The 19,307-nt window shown below is 64.3% G+C and carries 18 protein-coding genes; 14 read left to right on the forward strand and 4 right to left on the reverse strand.

Translation table 11 applies throughout. The annotated features are described in order from the left end of the window. Positions 1-111 precede the first annotated feature (111 nt). Both HNQ40_RS04315 and HNQ40_RS04320 read right to left on the reverse strand, forming a co-directional pair. Positions 112-927: an alpha/beta fold hydrolase gene (locus HNQ40_RS04315; protein ID WP_184676652.1), complete on the reverse strand. Its 816-nt coding sequence runs from the start codon at positions 925-927 to the stop codon at positions 112-114. A gap of 255 nt (positions 928-1,182) precedes the next feature. Continuing rightward, positions 1,183-2,055: an FKBP-type peptidyl-prolyl cis-trans isomerase gene (locus tag HNQ40_RS04320; protein ID WP_184676653.1), complete on the reverse strand. Its 873-nt coding sequence runs from the start codon at positions 2,053-2,055 to the stop codon at positions 1,183-1,185. A gap of 169 nt (positions 2,056-2,224) precedes the next feature. Here HNQ40_RS04320 and HNQ40_RS04325 point away from each other — a divergent pair, with 169 nt between their 5' ends. From HNQ40_RS04325 to HNQ40_RS04355, 7 genes are all read left to right on the forward strand, one after another. Further along, positions 2,225-2,683, forward strand: a complete 459-nt coding sequence (locus HNQ40_RS04325) for a hypothetical protein (protein WP_184676654.1) — start codon at positions 2,225-2,227, stop codon at positions 2,681-2,683. 32 nt (positions 2,684-2,715) lie between these two features. Beyond that, complete coding sequence (locus HNQ40_RS04330; RefSeq protein ID WP_184676655.1) at positions 2,716-3,432, forward strand: transglutaminase family protein; 717 nt, start codon at positions 2,716-2,718, stop codon at positions 3,430-3,432. A gap of 232 nt (positions 3,433-3,664) precedes the next feature. Then, positions 3,665-4,048 (forward strand): hypothetical protein, encoded by a 384-nt coding sequence (locus HNQ40_RS04335; protein WP_184676656.1) that lies wholly within the window; start codon positions 3,665-3,667, stop codon positions 4,046-4,048. A gap of 200 nt (positions 4,049-4,248) precedes the next feature. Beyond that, positions 4,249-5,292, forward strand: coding sequence for a putative zinc-binding metallopeptidase (locus HNQ40_RS04340; RefSeq protein ID WP_184676657.1), 1,044 nt, complete (start codon positions 4,249-4,251; stop codon positions 5,290-5,292). Between the two features lie 46 nt (positions 5,293-5,338). Beyond that, on the forward strand, positions 5,339-5,743 hold the full coding sequence (locus HNQ40_RS04345) for a GxxExxY protein (RefSeq protein WP_184676658.1): 405 nt from the start codon (positions 5,339-5,341) through the stop codon (positions 5,741-5,743). A 44-nt stretch (positions 5,744-5,787) separates the two neighbouring features. Next, complete coding sequence (locus HNQ40_RS04350; protein ID WP_184676659.1) at positions 5,788-6,825, forward strand: D-alanine--D-alanine ligase family protein; 1,038 nt, start codon at positions 5,788-5,790, stop codon at positions 6,823-6,825. Positions 6,826-7,036: 211 nt separating this feature from the next. Beyond that, positions 7,037-7,312 carry a YkvA family protein gene (locus HNQ40_RS04355; RefSeq protein WP_184676660.1) on the forward strand — a complete coding sequence of 92 codons (276 nt, stop codon included), beginning with the start codon at positions 7,037-7,039 and terminating at the stop codon, positions 7,310-7,312. A gap of 6 nt (positions 7,313-7,318) precedes the next feature. On the opposite strand, the gene HNQ40_RS04360 is transcribed toward HNQ40_RS04355, so the two are convergent. Continuing rightward, complete coding sequence (locus tag HNQ40_RS04360) at positions 7,319-8,254, reverse strand: SMP-30/gluconolactonase/LRE family protein (protein WP_184676661.1); 936 nt, start codon at positions 8,252-8,254, stop codon at positions 7,319-7,321. Positions 8,255-8,277: 23 nt separating this feature from the next. Between HNQ40_RS04360 and HNQ40_RS04365 the strand changes: the two genes are divergently transcribed. The 4 genes from HNQ40_RS04365 to rpiB all read left to right on the forward strand — a co-directional run bounded on the left by HNQ40_RS04365 (position 8,278) and on the right by rpiB (position 13,275). Continuing rightward, positions 8,278-9,333, forward strand: a complete 1,056-nt coding sequence (locus HNQ40_RS04365; RefSeq protein ID WP_184676662.1) for a Gfo/Idh/MocA family oxidoreductase — start codon at positions 8,278-8,280, stop codon at positions 9,331-9,333. 89 nt (positions 9,334-9,422) lie between these two features. Further along, positions 9,423-10,775 (forward strand): PP2C family protein-serine/threonine phosphatase, encoded by a 1,353-nt coding sequence (locus HNQ40_RS04370; RefSeq protein WP_184676663.1) that lies wholly within the window; start codon positions 9,423-9,425, stop codon positions 10,773-10,775. Between the two features lie 251 nt (positions 10,776-11,026). After that, entirely contained in the window at positions 11,027-12,721 is a 1,695-nt protein-coding gene (locus tag HNQ40_RS04375; protein ID WP_184676664.1) for a right-handed parallel beta-helix repeat-containing protein, read from the forward strand. 104 nt (positions 12,722-12,825) lie between these two features. Further along, the gene (rpiB, locus tag HNQ40_RS04380) at positions 12,826-13,275 is read left to right on the forward strand and encodes a ribose 5-phosphate isomerase B (RefSeq protein ID WP_184676665.1); all 450 of its coding nucleotides are present in this window, start codon (positions 12,826-12,828) and stop codon (positions 13,273-13,275) included. 164 nt (positions 13,276-13,439) lie between these two features. Here the strand turns inward: rpiB and HNQ40_RS04385 are convergent, their stop codons facing one another. After that, positions 13,440-15,440: a hypothetical protein gene (locus HNQ40_RS04385; protein WP_184676666.1), complete on the reverse strand. Its 2,001-nt coding sequence runs from the start codon at positions 15,438-15,440 to the stop codon at positions 13,440-13,442. Between the two features lie 568 nt (positions 15,441-16,008). Between HNQ40_RS04385 and HNQ40_RS04390 the strand changes: the two genes are divergently transcribed. From HNQ40_RS04390 to HNQ40_RS04400, 3 genes are all read left to right on the forward strand, one after another. Further along, the gene (locus HNQ40_RS04390) at positions 16,009-16,992 is read left to right on the forward strand and encodes a malate dehydrogenase (RefSeq protein WP_184676667.1); all 984 of its coding nucleotides are present in this window, start codon (positions 16,009-16,011) and stop codon (positions 16,990-16,992) included. A gap of 156 nt (positions 16,993-17,148) precedes the next feature. Continuing rightward, on the forward strand, positions 17,149-17,751 hold the full coding sequence (locus HNQ40_RS04395) for a hypothetical protein (RefSeq protein ID WP_184676668.1): 603 nt from the start codon (positions 17,149-17,151) through the stop codon (positions 17,749-17,751). 229 nt (positions 17,752-17,980) lie between these two features. Continuing rightward, complete coding sequence (locus HNQ40_RS04400; protein ID WP_184676669.1) at positions 17,981-19,291, forward strand: glyoxalase superfamily protein; 1,311 nt, start codon at positions 17,981-17,983, stop codon at positions 19,289-19,291. Positions 19,292-19,307: the final 16 nt, after the last annotated feature.

The following is a 19,307-nucleotide window of genomic DNA, read 5'->3' on the forward strand; positions in this document are numbered from 1 at the left end:
GTTTAGCGGGTGACGCGAAGCGTCCCGCTTGGTATCGCTCGCTTTAAAAATAAAGACAACCACAGCCACAACGCGGGACGCTGCGCGTCACCCGCTAAACGTGACGGTAAGTTAGAACTGCGCGGCGAGTTCCGGGCGGCGCATGACTGTGAGGTCGGGGTCTTCGACGCGCGGGTCCGTCGACTCGTCGATGCCGCACAACTCGGTGATCCGATCAAACAGCCAACGGTTCACCGTGGTGGCGTGGCTGAGGTTGATCAGGTGTCGGCCGCGGTCGATGACCATGTCGCAGTCGTCCTCGCGCAGCGGGATCAACCAGTCGTGTCGGCCGTGGATCTGGTAGATGGCGGGGAACGCGTCGCCGTTGGGCAAGGACTCGCTCGGGCCGGGATAGGTCCACTCGGCGGTCGCGCCGATGGCCCACTTGAGGCGGGCGGGGTCGGACTGCTTGGCCATCTTCAGAAGAAGCTTGTAGCCGATGTCGTCCTGCCCATCGCGGATGCCGAAGGGGATCGCGCCGAGCTTCACCATCAACGCGACGTGATTGGGTTTCAGCGGTCCGGTGGTGCCGGCGGCGAGCTTGGCCCACCACGTGGCGGCCGGGCTGCTGCGGGCCGACGAGATCAGGAAGACCGCGGCGGGTTTGCGGTCGAGGTGGGGGATGAGTTCCAGGGCGAGCATCCCACCCATCGACATCCCGCTGAGGAACCAGGGGCGGTCGGTGCGGAAGGTGGCGATCTGTTGGTTGATCGACTCGGCCCAGCGTTCGGCGTATCGGCCGATGCTTTCGTTGTCGGCTTTGACGTCGATCCAATCGGGGGTGGTCACGGCGTCGCCGAAGGCCTGGCGTTGCGGGCCGAACAGGTCGCCGTCGGCCCCGAGGCCGGGCAGGAGCATCAACGGAGCGGGGAGGGTGAGTTCTCGCATACGCGGTATCGTAACCTTGGATGGGCGGGGCGTGGGAGTTGGGGTGGGGTGAAAGCAGATGCGCGGGTTGAGGTGGAGACGCGCGGGGTCAAGCCCCGCGGCTAACGCCGTTGTATTCCCGTGGCCGCCCGAGCGCAAGCCTCACGCCTCACGCCTCAAACCTCAAACCTCAAACCTCAAACCTGACGCCCCCAATAAAAAAACCACCGCCGGTAAGCGGTGGGTTTATCGTATAGCAAGTTGTTCTGCAGCCGATCAGTCGCCCAGAGCGGGCAGCTGGGCGGGGGTCGCCGGGGGCTGGGTGGCGATGATCTCGACGTCGAAGACGAGCGTGGCGTTGGGGCCGCCGGGGCCACCCTGCATGCCGTAGGCGATCTCGCCGGGGATGAAGAGCTTGCCCTTCGAGCCGACGGGCATGAGCTGGAGGCCTTCGCCGAAGCCGGGGATGACGCCGTTGATCGGGAAGGTGGCGGGCTCGCCGCGGTCGTAGGACGAGTCGAAGACTTCGCCGCCGAGCAGTTGGCCTTTGTAGTGAACGGTCACACTGTCGCTGGGGCCGGGGAGCGGGCCGTCACCCTTTTCGGTGATGACATACTGCAGGCCGGACTCGGTGGTGGTCACGCCTTCGGCGTCTTTGTTCTCGGCGAAGAAGGCCTCGGCGGCGGCGTTGTTGGCTGCGAGCGCTTCCTGCTGCTCTTTGAGCGCGGCTTCCATCTGTTCCTGCTGCATCTTCTGGGAGTAGGTCTGCAGGAAGGCCATGGCCTGGTCCATGGTCATGCGGCCTTCGGCGTCAGTGTAGCTGGCAGTGATGGCTTCGGCCAGGACAGCGGGATCGATCTCCAGGCTGTCGTTCTTCATGCTGGTGCCGATGTTCAGGCCGATGGCGTAGCTGAGGCGTTCGAGGTCGCTGGCGAAGCCGTCGTCGGCCGCGGCTGCTGCCTCGGCGGCGGCTTCAACCGACGCGGCTTCGACTTGCTCGACCAGCTCCTCGGTCGCCTCGACGGCTTCCGCGGCGGCCTCGCCGGTCACCTCGGCCACGTCGGCGTCGTCCGCGTGAACAACCGCCCAAGGGCCAGCCATCACGCCGGCGGTCAGAGCAAACAAACAGGTCTTGGAAAATGAAGTCACAGGAAAAATCTCCGGGGGAGGGAAAAAGACACGCCGTGGACCGGCGTGGGGGGCATAGATGATACGCCACTTCGCCCCCGGGGTTCAGAGGCCCGGTTGGGCCCCGACCGGTGAATCCGCCTCACAAACCGTAACTGGCCGGATACACTACGCCTAGGAGTTTCCACCTATGAGCAAGTTCGGCATCCCTCTGACCACCATCGCCCTCGGCCTGGCCCTCGTCGGCCTGGGCATGTTGTCCCACTATCTGGCCGGGGCCGAGGCCAGCACCACCGCCCTCATCCCTAGTTTTGTGGGCGGCGGGTTCCTCATCATTGGGGGCATCTCGTTCAGCCCCAAGCTCCGCAAACACGCGATCCACGGCGCACTCGTCCTCGCGCTGCTGCTCGGCGCCATGACCCTGTATATGGCGATCAAGGAACTTCTTAAGCCCGCTGAAGAAAGCTCGGCCCGCAAGCTCTTCGCGTTCGAAACCACCGCCGTGCTGTGTATCACCTACATCGTCATCGGCGTCCGCTCGTTCATCCACGCCCGCAAGCTCCGCAAGCAGGCCGACAAAGCGATGAAAAAAGCCGAGAAGGCTGCGCCCCCGACACCGGCCGAGCCCGAAGCGCCCGCCGAGGGCTAAGCCCGCCGCCCCTGTCCGTCTGAACCTTTTGTATGAACCCTTCCGAACCCACCCCGCTGCACTGCCGGCCCCAGGCCTTCGAGACCTTGGCCGAGGAACTCGACGCGATCGACACGACGCGTGGGCTGGTGCGTTGCGCGGTGGCCGTGTCGATGCATCAATTGGAAGAGGCAAGCCCCGACGACGTCGAGGGTGAGATCGTCACGCTGGCCACCTCGATCAGCGACCGGGTTAACTCCGATCAGCCCCAGGCGCTGCTCGCCCACACCCACGCGGTGCTGTTCGAAGAGGCCCGCTTCACCGGCAACACGTCCGACTACTACCACCCCGACAACAGCTACCTGCCCCGCGTGTTAGAGACCCGCCAGGGCCTGCCGATCACGCTCGTGATGGTGTACAAGGCGGTGCTCGAAACCGTCGGCGTGCGCGTCCTGGGCATCAACGCCCCGGGCCACTTCCTCGCCGGGGTCAGCGACCTGCCCGAAAACGAGAAGCCCGGCACGCCCAAGCTGCTGATCGATCCGTTCCACGGCGGGAAGATGCTCAACCGCGAAGAAGCCTTCACCCGCATCGAAGAAATCGCCGGCGGCAGCGTCCTCCGCGACGACTCGCTGCTCCGCCCCGCCACCCACACCGAGTGGCTCATCCGCCTGATCCAGAACCTGGTCACCGCGTTCGACAAGCTCGACCAACGCGACGACATGGCCGCCATGCTGGAGATGCGGGCGCTGGTTGAATCGATCCGCTAACACCGTTGGCGTTTGAACGGTTACGTAGCGACCGTAAACAACCACCCGATTAATTCACCCTACTGGATTACCCCCAACAAAAAGCCCGCGGGGCTTGGGCAAGCGATCCGCGGGCCTGAGGGGGTGGCAAACTAGCGTTGGATAGTAGGCTTCCTCCATACAACCCCGCCTGGTCCGAGACTATTTCCCGCCACGAAAAAAATTTCGCAATCCCCGGGGCTACACTTTCGCCATGAATCCCACCACCCAACTCACCCACGTCGCCCTGGTCGGCCACTGCGGCTTCGACAGCTCCTCGTTGACCCGGCTGGCCAAGTCCGCCCTGCCCGATGCGAAGATCGTTGCGGTCAACAGCCAGAGCGCCCTGGACGAGGTCGCCCACGCCCAGAGTCTGCTGCTGATCAACCGTGTGCTCGACGGCCGGTTTGATGCCGGGTCCAGCCTCGCCATGATCCAGCAGCTCGCCCAGCGCGACGACTCCCCGGCCATGATGCTCGTATCGAACTACCCCGACGCCCAAGCCGAGGCCGAGGCCGCCGGGGCGCTGCCGGGCTTCGGCAAGAGTGACCTGGGCAAACCCGAAACCGCTCAACGGCTGCGCAACGCCGGCGGTTGATCTTTCGCGGCCAAGTGCATTGGCCTTACCCCCTCTCCCCCCGGTAGAGGGCTGGGGTGAGGGCGGTCAAAAGTTCTTGTGCTTGGGGCGGACTCATGCAACACGCAAGTGCCCTCACCCTAACCCTCTCCCGAGGGGAGAGGGAACCGAACCCCCTCACTCCTCACTCCTCGCGCCTCACCCCGTAAACTATCTGACGCATGCCGCGTCCGACCCCAGCCAAATCCGCTGCATCTCTGAGCCGGCTCAGCGACGCTGATCTCCTGGACCTGCGGTTCTGTGATCTCAAGCTCACCATCCAACCGCCGCTCGCCAAGCGTATCGATCGGCTGTACGCCGACCTGGCCGAGAAGGGGCTGCCCCACTTCCGCCCCCACTGCTGGCTGAGCTCGGAGTGGTTCAGCCCCGATGGTGTGCCGGGCATCGCGATCCCGTTCTACCTCGCCCACCCCCGGCTCGCCAAGCTCGAGAAGTCGCAGATGCTCAGCGTCGAAGGCGGCAACGAAAAAGACTGTCTGCGCATCCTCCGGCACGAAGCGGGCCACTGCATCGACACCGCCTACCGCCTGCACCGCCGCAAGCGTTGGCGTGAATTGTTCGGCAGCTTCGCCGCGCCTTACCCCGACACCTACAAGCCCCGTCCGAACTCGCGCAAGTTCGTCACCCACCTCGACGGCTGGTACGCCCAGGCCCACCCCGCCGAGGACTTCGCCGAGACGTTCGCCGTTTGGCTCCAGCCCCGCTCGCGGTGGAAGAGCCAGTACCGCGGTTGGCCGGCGTTGCAAAAGCTCGAATACGTCGACCAACTCATGGCCGAGATCGCCGCCTCGCCCAGCCCGGCGCCGGTCCGTAGCCGCAAACAGATCGAGTCGATCCGCAACGACAAACGCACCCTCCGCGAGCACTACCGCCAAAAGAAGCTGCAGTACGCCGACGCGTTCCCCGAGTTTTTCGATGCCGACCTGCGCAAGATCTTTTCGGACGACAAACGCTTCGCCCACCGCCCCACCGCAGCGAGCTTCCTGCGTCGCGTCCAACCGGAACTGCGCGACACCGTCGCCCGCTGGACCGGCACCCACGCCTACACCATCGACCAGGTCCTCCGCGACATGATCGACCGCTGCAAGGAACTGCACCTGCGCCTGGCCGTCCCCGAATCCAAAGCACGCAGCGAAGCGACCATGATGGTCACCGTCCAAACCATGAACTACATGCTCTCGGGGCACCACCCCGTGGCGTTATAAAGTTGAACCGCGAAGGCGTGGAGGGCGCGAAGCAAGGCAATAAGACATGGGATTAGATCAAGGCAAGCAGATTGAATCGCTGGCTCATGAAGTAGTGGGTGCTGCGATCGAAGTGCATCGGCACATCGGACCCGGTCAGCTTGAATCGACTTATCACCGTGCGATTGAAATCGAACTCGGATTACGCGACATCCCATTCAAATCAGAGGTGGCTACGCCAATCACATACAAAGACCATCCGATTGGCGATGGACGGATCGACGTGTTGATAGGCGATAACGAAATCTTGCTCGAACTGAAAGCGGTCGATCAGCTCGCCCCGATCCACGAAGCTCAAATCATCGCCTACCTCAAAAACACGGGCTGCCCGCTCGGATTTCTCATCAATTTCAATGTCCCGTTACTCAAAGAAGGTTTACGCCGCTTCGCCAATACACGAAACTCTTCCTAACTGCCTTTCTTCGCGCTCTCCGCGCCTTCGCGGTTCACGCCCTCATGAAAAAACGCCTCCGCATCCTGCTGCTCTGCCACGAGAGCCTGATCCCGCCCGACACGGTCGAGGGGATCAGCGACGCGGAGGTTGCGCCTTACAAAACCGAATTCGATGTCATGGCCACGCTCCGCGAGATGGGCCACACCGTTTGGCCGATCGGCATCGGGTCGGACCTGGCGGTCATCAAAAACGCCGTCGACCACCTCAAACCCGACATCGCGTTCAACCTGCTCGAAGAGTTTGCGGGTGTCGGGGTCTACGACGCCCACGTCGCGTCGTACCTCGAGATGATCCGGCTGCCCTACACCGGCTGCAACCCACGCGGCCTCATGCTCGCGCACAACAAAGCCGTGTCCAAGATGATCTGCCGGTACCACCGCATCCCCGTGCCGGCGTTCCACGTCTTCCCCGTCGGGCGGTCCTCGGCCAAGCTCCGCCGGCCCAAACGCCTCGAGTTCCCACTCATCGTCAAGTCGCTTACCGAGGAAGGCAGCGTCGGCATCTCCCAAGCCTCGGTCGTGCACGACGAAGAAAAACTCGCTGAGCGTGTCGCCTTCATCCACCGCCAGCTCCGCACCGATGCGCTGGTCGAGCACTACATCGACGGCCGGGAGGTCTACGTCGGCGTCCTGGGCAACGACCGCCTGCAAACCCTGCCGCCCTGGGAAGTCCACTTCAAAGACCTGCGCGAGGGTGCGCCCAAGATCGCCACCAGCAAGGTGAAGTGGGACGAGAACTACCAAAAGAAAATCGGCCTCACCACCGAACACGCCAAGGACCTGCCCGGCAACCTCGAAACCACCCTCCCCAAACTCGCCAAACGCGTCTACCGCGCCCTGCAACTCTCCGGCTACGCCCGCATGGACTTCCGCCTCACCGACGACGGCCGGGCCTTCCTCCTCGAAGCCAACCCGAATCCCCAACTCATGTACGGCGAAGACTTCGCAGAATCCGCCGAGTTCGTGGGAATCCAATACGAAGCCCTGCTGCAAAAACTCCTGAGCCTTGGGATGCGGTATCGCTTAGTCGGGCAAGCTTGAGAAGTTGATTGCATGGGTTTTCCGAGGCAAGCGCCTGCGCGGCGAGCGGCAGGGGCTCTGCCCCTGCACCCCGAGAAGACGAAAACGCGGGACGCTTCGCGTCGCCCGCTAAACATTGCGTGAATGCCTTGGGGGGTGTCGGGGGTGAAACCCCTGACCGCTTGCCGCGCAGGCGACGGCGATCCAACCCATTCCCGATACACTTCAACCTATGGGACTTCTGCGGAAAATCGGACCGCTTGGGCGTGCTCTCGCGTTTTGGCGGATCCTGCGCGACAAGTCTGTGCCGTGGTGGGGCAAGGTCACGTTTATCGCGGCGTCGCTGGGGTATATCGCGAGTCCGATCGACATGATGCCGGATTTCCTGCTGGGCATCGGCTGGCTGGACGACCTGATTGTTCTGCCGATCTTCGCGTGGTTCTTCGGGAAAAAGCTGCCCGAGTGGCAATGCCAATGGGGCATGCGTGATGACGAACCCGAGCGGTGATCGAGTTCACTTGCCGGTGTTGAGCACCACGCGTTTCAGACTCTTTTCCGCGGTGACGTAGAGCGTCTTGCCGTCCGCGCCGAACACGCAGTTGGTCGTCTGCGGGCCGGTCTCGATGAAGCCGAGGCGTTCGCCTTCCGGTGAGAGGATCAGCACGCCCTCGTTGTAGATCGTGGTGTAGATGCGGCCGAGGTGGTCGACGGTCATGCCGTCGGGGCCTTTTTCATAATCGCCGAGATCGTTGAGCACCCAGCCTTCGCCGACCTGGCCGGGCTCGAGAATCGGGTAGGCCCAGATCTTCTTGTCGCCGTTGTCAGCCACGTAGAGCGTTTTGAAGTCGGGCGAGATGCCGATGCCGTTGGGGCGGACGAGGTTGTCGACGACACGGGTGACGGCATACTGCTCTTGAACACCGCTGTCGGTTAAGGCGAAGACCGCTTCGCTCGGAAGTTCCAGGCCATCGCGGTTTCCGTATCGGGGGTCCGTGAAATAAATGGCATCGGTCGAGAAGGCCAGATCGTTGGGGCTGTTTAAACGATTCTCGCCGTAGTGGGTGATCTGATGAGTGGCGGGAGGCGCATCGATTTGCCAAGGGGTGTCGGGTTTCGGGCCGCCGGTGTAAATATCAACGCTCCGGTTTTTTCCGGCGCAGGCGTAGAGATAGCCGCCAATAAACATCAACCCGTTCGCCCCGCCCGAGTCGCCGGTGAAGAGCGTGGTCTCGCCGGTCTCCGGGTCGTAGCGGTGGATATTGTTGTTGGGGATGTCGGTGAAGTAGATCGAGCCGTCGGGGGCGAGGGCGGGGCCTTCGGTGAATTTGTAGCCGCCGTCGGAGACGATCTCGGCCACCGCGCCCGCGGGGATGATCGACGTGTCGTCCGCCGCCGCGTTACTCAAGACACCGAACCACGCCAGAACCGCTACGAGGGGGAGAATCTTCATGGGCATAGCGTACACTCTCGGCCATGGAAACTCCCCTGCGATTCGGCATCCTCGGCACCGGCAACATCGCCCACCAGTTCGCTGACGGCGTCGCCCACGCCCGGCACAGCTCGATCGCCGCGGTCGGTTCACGCTCGGATGAATCCGCGCGAGCATTCGGCGCGGAATACGAAATCAACAATGCGATGTGTTTTGGAAGTTACGACCAGCTCATCGCCTGCGACGCGATCGACGCGGTGTACGTCTCGCTGCCGAACCACCTGCACGCACCGTGGACCATCAAGGCCCTCGAAGCGGGCAAGCACGTGTTGTGCGAGAAGCCGTTCGCGATGGATACCGCAGAAGCCGAGGCGATGTTTGCTGCTTCCCAGCGCACGGGCAAGCGATTGATGGAGGCGTTCATGTACCGATGCCACCCGCTTATGGACGCGGTGCGTGATGAAGTGACTTCCGGCAGCATCGGCGAGCTGCGCATGATCCGCGCCAGCTTCTGCTACCGCACCTCCAACATCGATCAAAACGTCCGCTTCCAGCCCGACATCGGAGGCGGCGCCCTGATGGACATCGGCAGCTACTGCCTGAGCTTTGCCCGCTTCATCGCCGGCCGTGAGCCCAGCGCCGCGCACATCGTCGGCCACCAACACGCCACCGGCGTCGACGACTACGCCACCGCCGTCCTGCGTTTCGATGAAGACCCCGCGCAGCCGGAACCGCTGCGCGGCACGATCACCGCGGCACTCACCTTCGGCATGACCGTCCAGCTCAACAACACCGCCCACCTCGGCGGGACCGACGGCCACCTGCAGGTCCCCATCCCGTGGAAGCCCCCCGCTTCGGGCGGCACGTACATCCTCGGCGGCCAAACCCCGCCGCGTCAGGACCTGGCCGACGGCAAACCCGGCCCGCCCGAGCCGAAGGCGGTGACCATCGCCTCGCCCGCCCCGCTCTACGGCCAGCAGGCGGATGCCTTCGCCCTGGCGGTCCACGCGGGCACGCCGATGCCCGTCACCCGCGATGACACACTGGGCAATATGCGGCTGATCAACGAGCTCAACCGGCAGCTGCGGGCGGCGTTCTGAGCGCGGCCCTCAGAGATTCACTGATGGGATAAAACCCGGGCAGATCGTCATTTCCAAGGCCGGGCCAAGCGGTATCATGTGCCCGACTCATGCCCAGCCATGTTCCCCAACTTCAACACGCGGTGCTGACCGATGTCGGTCGGAAGCGACTGGCCAACGAAGACGCGGTGTCGGCCGACACGCGTCTGGGGTTGTTCGTGGTATGCGACGGCGTGGGCGGGCGTCCCTCCGGCGAGGCGGCGTCGCAGATCGTGTCGCATACCTTAGCTCACGCGCTTCGGCGTCGGCTGCGTGGGCTCAAGAAGCTGGACGAAGAGCTGCTCAAAAAGCTGCTGTTCGAGTCGGCCGTCACGATGAACGAGCAGATGTACCTGCACAGCCAGGCGGTGCCCGCGCTGGTGGGCATGGGCTGCACGATGTGCGCCGCGTTGTTCGACGCCCGCACGATGTTCTACATGCACGCCGGCGACTCACGCATCTACTTGCTGCGCGACGGCCAACTCATGCCGCTCACCCGCGACCACACGCACACCCAGCAGAAGTTCAAAACACAGATCGACACCGGCGACCTGATCGACGTCGGCGAACGCCGATTGCTCATGGAGTACATCGGCTCGCCCGAACAGCTCAACCCCACTGTCGACACAATCCCGCTTCAAGCCGGCGACCGCGTGCTGTTGTGCAGCGATGGGCTGACCGACCCGGTGGACGACGACGAGTTGTTTGACCTGCTGAGTTTCCACGCCGACCCCGCCGCGGCGGCGCAGGCGTTGGTCGAGACGGCCAACAACGCCGGAGGTCCAGACAACATCACGGTGGCGGTGATCGACTACGAGGGGTATCGCCCGGTGACCGCGGCGGACCGCGTGCCGCCGACCAAGACCCCGCCGGAGCTGCCGCACGGGATCGCGGGCAAGACGCGTGATGCGCTGGCACTGCTCGAGGCCGACCTGAACTGGCTCAAGCAGGGTGCGCTCGAATCCGCCCACCCCAAGAAGCTCACCGCCCTAGCCGCGGCCAAGCGCCGCTTGGGCACCGAGGCGTACCGCGAGTTCCTGGTGCGCCACCCCAACCAGTCGGCCTCGCACGTGTTCCACCAGTGCTGCACCAACCCCGAGTCGGACTGGCGCAAGCAGTACCAGGCCCACCTGGCCCAGCTCGAGGTCCCGCTCGCCCGCATCACCGCCGGGGGCATTCGGCTCAGCCCGGTGCTCAAAGGCGACGAGACCGCTCGCATCTACCGCGACCTGTGGAACGGCTGGCGGCGGGTCGAGCAGCGCTACTTCTTCACCTGCCAGCGCGACGCGATCCACGACACCGAGCAGACGCTCAACATCCTGATCGATCACATGCTCCACAGCGTGCAGACACTTACGGGGCTGCTCTACTTCCTGCCGCGGTTCATGCGCGAGAGCCGTGCACCGCGGGCGGAGACGAAGTGAGTCGGTGATCGTGGAACGCCGAGTTCCGTCTTTGTGCGCACAATCCGACGCACCGGGGCGCGTTTTTTCGTAAACGGAATGTGTTTTTTAACTGCTTGCCGCCCCTCCGCTTAGCCGACAACAACACGGAGAACGGCGATTTGGTGCGCACCCGGCGTCCGCCGCGGCCCGGGGTAGAGGCCCTGGTTTTCCGAACGCGGCGGGGCCGAACCGTGTATCAAACTTTGTCCCCTTCGTTGGAGCACCCGGGTATGAGCGATGGAACCCTGAGCATCATTTTCAAACTTGGTCTGGCGTGTTGGAGCGTGGCGGTCGTCGGCTGGTCGTCGGTGGCACCCGCCCAGACCCTGATGGGCAACGTGGAAGTCGACGCCAGCGAGCTGGTCGAACGGCTCGATGCACAGGACGCCCGGCTCGACGCGGCCGAGCGCGAACGCGACGAGCTGCGCCTGGCGGTTGAGAGTCTCGCCCAGGCCGACCCCGGCAAGGCGCCGCTCGATCCCGCCGTTAAGCCCGTGCCGACAGACAAAGCCGCTGCGCCCGTGGCGGTGGCGACAGGGTTCACGGCGTTCCCTCGGTCGCCCGATGGACGCACGGTCTACGTCTCGGCCGAGGGCAACGACCGCAACCACGGCTACACCCCCGACAAACCCATGCGCACCGCCGCCGCCGCGTACCAACGCATCCGCGACGGCCGACCCGACCGCCTGTTCTTCCGCGCCGGCGACCAGTTCGTGGGCAACCTCGGCGCACTGAAGAAGTCCGGGCGCAACGCGGCGCAGCCCATCGTCATCGGCGTCTACGAAAACGCCGACCTGCCCAACGCCCCGCGGCCCGTGCTGCTCAGCCCCGGCGGGACGTGGGCGAAAAACGACTTCCGCGACACCGCCGACCACGTCGCCTTCGTCGGCCTGCACATCGTCGCCATGAACCGCGACCCCAGCCGGCCCGGCTTCAACGCGGCGGCCATGACCTCCGACCACTGGAACGCCTCGGCCATCACCTACCTCGGCGACGCACAGAACATCACCGTCGAAGACTGCGTCTTCGAATACTTCAAGTTCGCCCTGGTCTTCCAGTCCAACCCCAACAACGGCTTCGCCACCGACATCAAGCTCCACCGCAACATGATCCTGGGCAGCTACGGCCACTGGGACATAAAAGTCGCCGGCCACAGCTCGGGCATCTTCGCCGCCTACGTCGACGGCCTGGTCATCACCGACAACCTCTGGGACCACAACGGCTGGCACCCCGACGTCCCCGGCGCCAAACGCACCAAGTTCAACCACAACCTCTACATCCAGAAGAACTGCACCTTCGCCACCGACATCCGCAACAACATCATCTCCCGCGCCTCGGCCCACGGCCTGCAGCTCCGCTCGGGCGGCACCATCGCCGACAACCTCTTCGTGCAGAACCCGCTGGGCTTCTTCACCGGCCGATTCCCCAGCAACGTGAACGACAACGTCGTGCTCCAATCCATCGACATGAGCGACGACGACGGCGAAGCCCGCGGCCACGGCATCGAGATCCTGCCCTGCCTCCGCGCCAACGTCGAGGGCAACATCATCAGCCAAAAGAAAGGCACCCTGCCCAACGCCTACGCCATCCAGTTCAGCTGGGAAAAAGACTACGTCGAGTGGCTCAACGGCCGACCCTCCACCGGCACGCTGAAAAACAACAAGGTCTACCGCTGGCCCCGCGAAGGCCAGCCAACCATCGACGTGAAGTTCGGCGACATCGAGCAGGACAACAACATCATCGATGGCGACTTCCCCGACCCTGACCGCGACGTCGCGAGCTACCTCACGACCCTTGGGGTCTCCGCCGAGGACGCCTCCCTCGAAGCCTTCCTCGACACCGCCCGTACCCGCCCCCGCGGCGTATGGTGGCCCGCGTACTCGGCCGAAGCCGTGAACGCATATATCCGTGATGGCTTCGAATAAACCAGGTTCGGCGTCGCATATGGCGGCGTTTTGACAACCGCCCCGCCTTGCGGCGATCATGCGGCGGCTAACTATCTCCGCAACCTCGGCTTGGAGTCGTCCGAATGAAAATCGCCATCGCCTGTGACCACGGCGGGTTCCCGCTCAAAGACCAGATGAAGCAAGTCATCGAATCGATGGGCCACGAGGTCGTCGATCTGGGCGCTCACGAATACGACAAGCACGACGACTACCCCGACTTCGCCCGCTACATCGGCACCGCGATCCAGCACGGCAACGCCGAAAAAGGTGTCCTGCTGTGCGGCTCGGGCGTGGGCGCCTGCATCGCCGCCAACAAGATGGACGGCATCCGCGCCTCGGTCTGTCACGACGTCTACTCCGCCCACCAGGGTGTCGAGCACGACGCGATGAACGTGCTTTGCCTGGGCTCACGCATCATCGGCCCGCAATTGGCCGAGGACCTGGTCCGTGCGTTTGTCGCTGCGGAGTTCAGCGGTGAAGAGCGTCACGAACGCCGACTGGAAAAGGTCAACGCGCTCGAAAACGCGGGCTGAAGCAACGCGCCCGATGTAGGGTGGGCATTGCCCACCGTGTTTCGCCTTGATCGTGCTTGGTGGGCATTGCCCACCCTACGACTGAAAAATGATTCGCCGCTTGCGGCTTAGCACTCGCCCGCTAAGCCGCACGCGGCGTTTTTGATTTGCGTTGGGCCTCGCGGCTATTCCTCATCACCGCTCAGCGCTTCGAGGGTGTCGCGCATCTCCAGCAACGCCAGCAGCGTGATCGCCGAGGGCGCGATGTCGAGCGTGTTGTCCCACAGCGACAGGCGGATGCCGCCGACCGCTTCTTCGGGGCTGCGGATGGCGAAGCAGTTGGGCTCATCGATCATGAGTTGCCCCAGGAACCGTGCGCTGGCCGAGGCGGTGACCAGGGTGCCGGGGCGTTGCAGGCCGGGGACGATCTGCTCGTCGCGGAGCGTGGTGGCCATGAAGCTGAACAGCTGCGCGGTGTGCCAGGTCGGATTGGGCGGAGCACCCTCGGGGGCGGGGGTGAGCGCGACGCCGCCCTCGACGTCGGACGGGCCGAACTCGGGGCGTTCGATGACCTGCCACTCGGGGATCAGCAGGTTCATCGCGGCGAGGTCTTTGCTGCGGTTCGCACGCGTCTCGGCGTCGAGAAGGCCCGCGTCTTCCAACAGGTCGGCAGACCGCACGTGAGCGATCGCGATCCAGGGAAGGGTGCTGACGTTGAACCGGCCGTTCTCCTGCTCCCACAGTGCGGCGAGCGCCTTCGCAAACACCTCGCCCACCTGCGGGTCGCGCGTCTGCTCATACCACCGGGCGAGCGCCGCGAGCGCCGCCGCCCCGCTCGCCGACGGCAACGCCTTCTCGGGGTTGTTCGGGTCGGCCAGGAGTCGGCCGTCCTCCCCGATCATGTCCATGAGCAGCCCCGCGATGCGTTCGCTCAGAGCAGGAGCGAACGTGCCGGCCGGCGCTTCGAGGAGTGTCAACAACGTGAACGCCGAAGTCACCGCATCGGGCTGGGCGTCGGCGGCCAACAGCCGGCCCGACACGCGTTCGGCGGTGCGCTGGCTGGCTTCGACCATGGCGTTGAGGAACTGGTCGTTGTTGCCGTCGCGCTTCTGGCGGTCGACGTAACGCAGGAGCGTGTACGACGCGAGGGCCGATTCGAGGTCGCTGGCGAGCTCGGGGCGATACATCGCGCGGGACGGGTGGTAGGACCCGCGCACCTCGCCGTGGACGCCGATGAATCGGCCATACAGGTGCAACGCGACACGGTTGGCCATGTCGGTGAGCGTCTGCTCATCCACGAACCGCCCGGGCAGGAGTTGGCAGCCGCGCACCAGCCGCATCACCGGGAGTTCGGGCAGAGGCCGAACGACATGCACGACGCGGAACCGCCCCACCGTCACGCCGTCGGGCCGGCCGAGCAAACCCCCGTCGTCGGGCTTGAGCCCGCACCGTGTCAGCAGCCGGAGCGTTTGCCGCTGCGGGGACGCGTTGCTCGCCAGCGCCGAGGCGGGCCACACCGGCGTCTGCCGCGCTTCGAACCCATCGGCCCCGCCGCCGGGCAACGCAAACAGGCCGTGGTAACCCGGCGCGAATCGCGCAAAGATCATGTCGTCCGCGGCTTCGGTAGGAATGACGATCTGCTCGGGCCCGTAGGCGATCTGCACATCCACGATCAGTTGCGGCCCCAAAGCCTTGGCGTCGATGTCGGCTAGGGCCTGCGGCGCATCGGGGTCGCCCGCGGCGCGGATGCGGGCCTCCATGTTCCGGCGTTTGACCTGCTCCACCGCATCCCGCAACGCCTCTTCCGTCGCGGGCTCGATCAGATCGATCAGGTCAACCGCCGGCAGCGGCGCCCAAGGCGACCCGGGGCCGTTGGCCGTCAATTGCTTCACCAGGTCTCGGCGGACCCGCGAGCCCTCGCCGAGCTTGGCCCCGTCCAGCCGCAGCGTGACCCGCACGCCCATCACGCCCGTGGCCCGCACCGGTGCCGCCCGTTCGCCGGGCACCCCGCCGCGTTGCACCCATCGCTCGACCAGCCGGTGCGCGGTCCGGCCGTGCGATTCGTCCACCCCCGAGACCACCTCCGCCTGTGCCGTGGCCGGGGAACCCCCGGCCAGCATCAACCACACCACCAGCCCCAGCACCGCCACCAGGCGCCCCGCCCCCGTGTCGCGTCCACGCAACATCCCGAACATTCCGGGCAGAACGCAGGGCATACCGAGACGGCGGATATCGATGAAAATCATTGTCAATACTGACCTTAAAATAAATCGAATCAACAAGCTGGTTTAGCTTCCGGGCTGAGGCATGTTTGAGCAACCTCGATCAGGAGCCCCGCCATGAACAGCCTTCTCGCCCTCAACGCCGGCCCGAAATCGCACCGCAAACGCATCCTGGTCCTCATGGCGTTGACCTTCATCGCCCTCTGCTAGGGCCGGCACCTCATCATAACGGCCCTCGCTGCCCGCCGGTTCATCCGCCGCGGCCGCTGTTCCGATCCACGGCAACCCCTCCGCCGTAGGGTGGGCACCGCCCCCCACAAAATCCCCACATCACACCGACGCACGGTGGGCATTGCCCACCCTACGTTTCGTCCCCCCACGCCTCTCCACACCTCCCGTTTTCCCCGCAAAACTAGACGTTTTCGGTGCTGAATGGTTTCTTGGGCGGTCGTGCCACAGGCCCCGCAAAGTGTCTATACTCGCGGCCAGTGCCTCGTTTTGTTTCGTTTTCCCCCTTTGAAGGAATGCTCCCATGAACGCCCCGATTCGCGTGGCCGTCACCGGTGCCGCTGGTCAGATCTGCTACAGCCTGCTCTTCCGCATCGCCGCGGGCGAGATGTTTGGCCCCGATCAGCCGGTGATCCTGCAACTGCTCGAAATCCCCGTCGAAAAAGCCATGAAGGCACTCGAGGGCGTCGCCATGGAGCTCGACGACTGCGCCTTCCCGCTGCTCGATTCGATGGTGCTCACCGATGACCCCAACGTCGGCTTCAAGGACGCCAACTGGTGCTGCCTCGTCGGCAGCAAGCCCCGTGGACCTGGGATGGAACGTGCCGACCTGCTCAAAGACAACGGCAAGATCTTCATCGGCCAGGGCAAAGCCATCGACGAAAACGCCGCGGACAACGCCCGCGTCGCCGTGGTCGGCAACCCCGCCAACACCAACTGCATGATCGGCGCTTCGCACTGCAAGCGCATCACCGCCGAGCGCTGGAGCGCCATGGTCCGCCTCGACCAGAACCGTGCCCAGACCCAGCTCGCCCAGAAGGCCGGCGTCGGCACCGCCGCCGTCGAAGACATCTACATCTTCGGCAACCACAGCCCCACCATGTTCCCCGCCTTCGGCCTGGCAAAGATCAACGGCCAACCCGCCACCTCGGTCATCAACGACGACGCCTACCTCCAGGGCGAGTTCTGCTCGACCGTCGGCAAACGCGGCGCCGCCATCATCGCCGCCCGCGGCCTGTCCAGCGCCGCCTCCGCCGGCAACGCCCTGATCGACCACGTCCGCGACCTCTCGACCCCCGGCAAGATCCACTCGGTCGCCGTGAAGTCCGAAGGCCACTACGGCTTCCACCCCGACGTCTGGGCCGGCCTCCCGGTCAAGACCACCGCCCCCGGTGAATACGAAGTCATCGAAGGCCTGGAGATGGACGACTTCGCCAAGTCCAAGATCGCCGCGACCAACGACGAACTCGTCAGCGAACGCGAGACCGTGGCGGAGATGTTGGGGTAGGTCAGGTCTTCGACCTGACGGATCAACTCTAGCTCGGGCGTCAGGTCGAAGACCTGACCTACAGCTAGTTGATCGACAATCGCATCACCTACACGAAGCCGGCACATGATCTCAAATCATGTGCCGGCTTTTTGGTTGAAGATATATGATGTAAGTATGCGAAAGCAGATTCAATTGTGTCTAAAGCTTGTCGCTTTTTTTACTTTGCTAATAGCTTTGCTTTCTTCGGTGGCATGGCCGATCAGCTACACATGGACAATCGACATCGGGCACAACAAAGGGTGGCCTCACAGAATTTCGGGTAGTGAAGTTGCATCTATCACAAGTAAAGCAAGATCGTTTTTTCTCCATCTCACAGATGGAAAGTTGATTACATGGATGTATGGACAAGATTTTTTGCCCGGAAAGTATCACACCGGTGCCGCAACCGTAACTCCGCCGGAAGGTTGGAATATCCATGTCAGCCTGCGTGGCGTTGATCGATCGACGTACCAATGGCACCTTGAAGCAGTGGCACAGACGAGTGCCGACCGCAGTTTCTGGAGTTCGCTGTCATTACCAAAGCTTGTTTTGTTCTCATGGCTTACGGTATTATCGCTCTGGGCGATAAACCGCACTATTAACTTCTTCTACCGGGACCTCCGCCTCCAAACCAACCTCTGCCTCCACTGCGGCTACAACCTCACGGGCGTGGAGAGCGACAAGTGCCCCGAGTGCGGGGCGGAGCGGCCGTTGGTGACGGTGTCGTCGCAGGCGTGAATTTGGTTTCGGGGTGGGGGATCGCCCGCTAAACGAGGAAGGTCTTGACACGACCCGCGGGTCGGTTTTATGTTGCAGTTGGCCTTACGGGAGGCCGACGGTCCGCGTAAAGGGTTGAACCCACCCCCGACTCGTTTTTGGCTTGGCCGAGGTGGCCGGGCCGACATCACCTGACTTCCTATGCCCGACCACGCGGACGCCGGGCGCTGACGGAAGGAAGGTCTCGATCATGGCTGACACGCCACCCCCCACCCCCGGAAGTGTGCCCCCCGCCGCTTCGCTCCCCGAACGCCCCAACCTCGAATACCTCCGCAAGCTGGCCAAGGACCGGCTCGATGTCCTGCGCGACCGCGAGCCCGAGGCCCGGCTCTCGGCGGCACAGCTCGACGTGGCACGCGAGTACGGCTTCGCCAGCTGGCGGGCGCTCAAGAAACACGTGGATGACCTCAACGAGACGCGGTACCAGCCGTTTGTCGCGGCGATCCAGCGCGGCGACGTCGCGGCGGTGGCCGAGGCGCTCGACAAGGAACCCGGGTTGATCCGCGCCCGGCTGAACGCGCACAACCGGTCGGCGTTGCATCAGGCGGCGTGGCAGGGCCAGGCCGAAGTCGTGCGGTTGCTGCTGGAGCGTGGGGCCGAGGTGAACGCCCGTGACCGCGGCGACCACGCCTACCCCATCCACTTCGCGGCGGAGCTGGGGTTGATAGAGATCGTGAAGATGCTCGTCGAGGCCGGGGCCGAGGTCCGCGGCGGCGGCGACACGCACGGCCTGGGCGTCCTGGGCTGGGCCACGTGTTTCCAGGAAACACGGCCCGAGGTCGCGCGGTATCTGCTCAGCCGTGGCGCGACCCACCACATCTTCTCGGCGGTCGCGCTCGGCGACGCCGACGCGGTGCGTCACCTCGTGGAGCAAGACCCCACGGCGTTGACCCGGCCGATGTCGCAGTTCGAGAACCACCGCACCGCGTTGCACCTCGCCGTGATGAAGCGGCAGTACGAGATGGTCGGGTTGCTGCTGGAACTCGGCGCCGACCCGCACGCGACGGACAAGAACCAGCAGACCCCGTTGCATCTGGCGCTCGTGAAAGACGACCCCGCATCGTTGGCCATCTTCGAGCGGCACGGCGTAGAGCTCGATCAGTTCACCGACGAGAATTCTCCGCTTAACGGGGTGACGCCGATCCTGAACGTGAAGGACGTCGAGGCCAGCCTGGACTACTACGTCGACAAGCTCGGCTTCACGAAGCAGTGGGTCTGGGGCGACCCCATCGGCTTTGCTTCGGTCAAGCGAGGCGAGGTCACGCTGTTCCTCTGCCTCGGCGGTCAGGGGCAGCCGGGCATGTGGATGTCGTTGTGGGTGGACGATGTGGACGCGATGTATGCCGAGTACCAGAAACGCGGCGTGATCATCAAGCAGGCCCCGCACAACTTCCCGTGGGGCTGCCGGGAGATGAACGTCGCCGACCCGGATGGCCACCGCTTCCGCGTTTCTTCGAGCAGCACCGGCGAGCCGGACGGCGTGCCGTTGTGTGAAGACTGATCCGCTCCAACCACAA

It is taken from the genome of Algisphaera agarilytica, assembly GCF_014207595.1.
Classification (GTDB): domain Bacteria; phylum Planctomycetota; class Phycisphaerae; order Phycisphaerales; family Phycisphaeraceae; genus Algisphaera; species Algisphaera agarilytica.

Bases quoted from the DNA above. Each gene is read 5' to 3' on its own strand.
- HNQ40_RS04315 (WP_184676652.1), bottom strand. From the start codon at position 927: ATGCGAGAACTCACCCTCCCCGCTCCGTTGATGCTCCTGCCCGGCCTC.
- HNQ40_RS04325 (WP_184676654.1), top strand. From the start codon at position 2,225: ATGAGCAAGTTCGGCATCCCTCTGACCACCATCGCCCTCGGCCTGGCC.
- HNQ40_RS04330 (WP_184676655.1), top strand. From the start codon at position 2,716: ATGAACCCTTCCGAACCCACCCCGCTGCACTGCCGGCCCCAGGCCTTC.
- HNQ40_RS04335 (WP_184676656.1), top strand. From the start codon at position 3,665: ATGAATCCCACCACCCAACTCACCCACGTCGCCCTGGTCGGCCACTGC.
- HNQ40_RS04340 (WP_184676657.1), top strand. From the start codon at position 4,249: ATGCCGCGTCCGACCCCAGCCAAATCCGCTGCATCTCTGAGCCGGCTC.
- HNQ40_RS04345 (WP_184676658.1), top strand. From the start codon at position 5,339: ATGGGATTAGATCAAGGCAAGCAGATTGAATCGCTGGCTCATGAAGTA.
- HNQ40_RS04350 (WP_184676659.1), top strand. From the start codon at position 5,788: ATGAAAAAACGCCTCCGCATCCTGCTGCTCTGCCACGAGAGCCTGATC.
- HNQ40_RS04355 (WP_184676660.1), top strand. From the start codon at position 7,037: ATGGGACTTCTGCGGAAAATCGGACCGCTTGGGCGTGCTCTCGCGTTT.
- HNQ40_RS04360 (WP_184676661.1), bottom strand. From the start codon at position 8,254: ATGAAGATTCTCCCCCTCGTAGCGGTTCTGGCGTGGTTCGGTGTCTTG.
- HNQ40_RS04365 (WP_184676662.1), top strand. From the start codon at position 8,278: ATGGAAACTCCCCTGCGATTCGGCATCCTCGGCACCGGCAACATCGCC.
- HNQ40_RS04370 (WP_184676663.1), top strand. From the start codon at position 9,423: ATGCCCAGCCATGTTCCCCAACTTCAACACGCGGTGCTGACCGATGTC.
- HNQ40_RS04375 (WP_184676664.1), top strand. From the start codon at position 11,027: ATGAGCGATGGAACCCTGAGCATCATTTTCAAACTTGGTCTGGCGTGT.
- rpiB (WP_184676665.1), top strand. From the start codon at position 12,826: ATGAAAATCGCCATCGCCTGTGACCACGGCGGGTTCCCGCTCAAAGAC.
- HNQ40_RS04385 (WP_184676666.1), bottom strand. From the start codon at position 15,440: ATGTTGCGTGGACGCGACACGGGGGCGGGGCGCCTGGTGGCGGTGCTG.
- HNQ40_RS04390 (WP_184676667.1), top strand. From the start codon at position 16,009: ATGAACGCCCCGATTCGCGTGGCCGTCACCGGTGCCGCTGGTCAGATC.
- HNQ40_RS04395 (WP_184676668.1), top strand. From the start codon at position 17,149: ATGCGAAAGCAGATTCAATTGTGTCTAAAGCTTGTCGCTTTTTTTACT.
- HNQ40_RS04400 (WP_184676669.1), top strand. From the start codon at position 17,981: ATGGCTGACACGCCACCCCCCACCCCCGGAAGTGTGCCCCCCGCCGCT.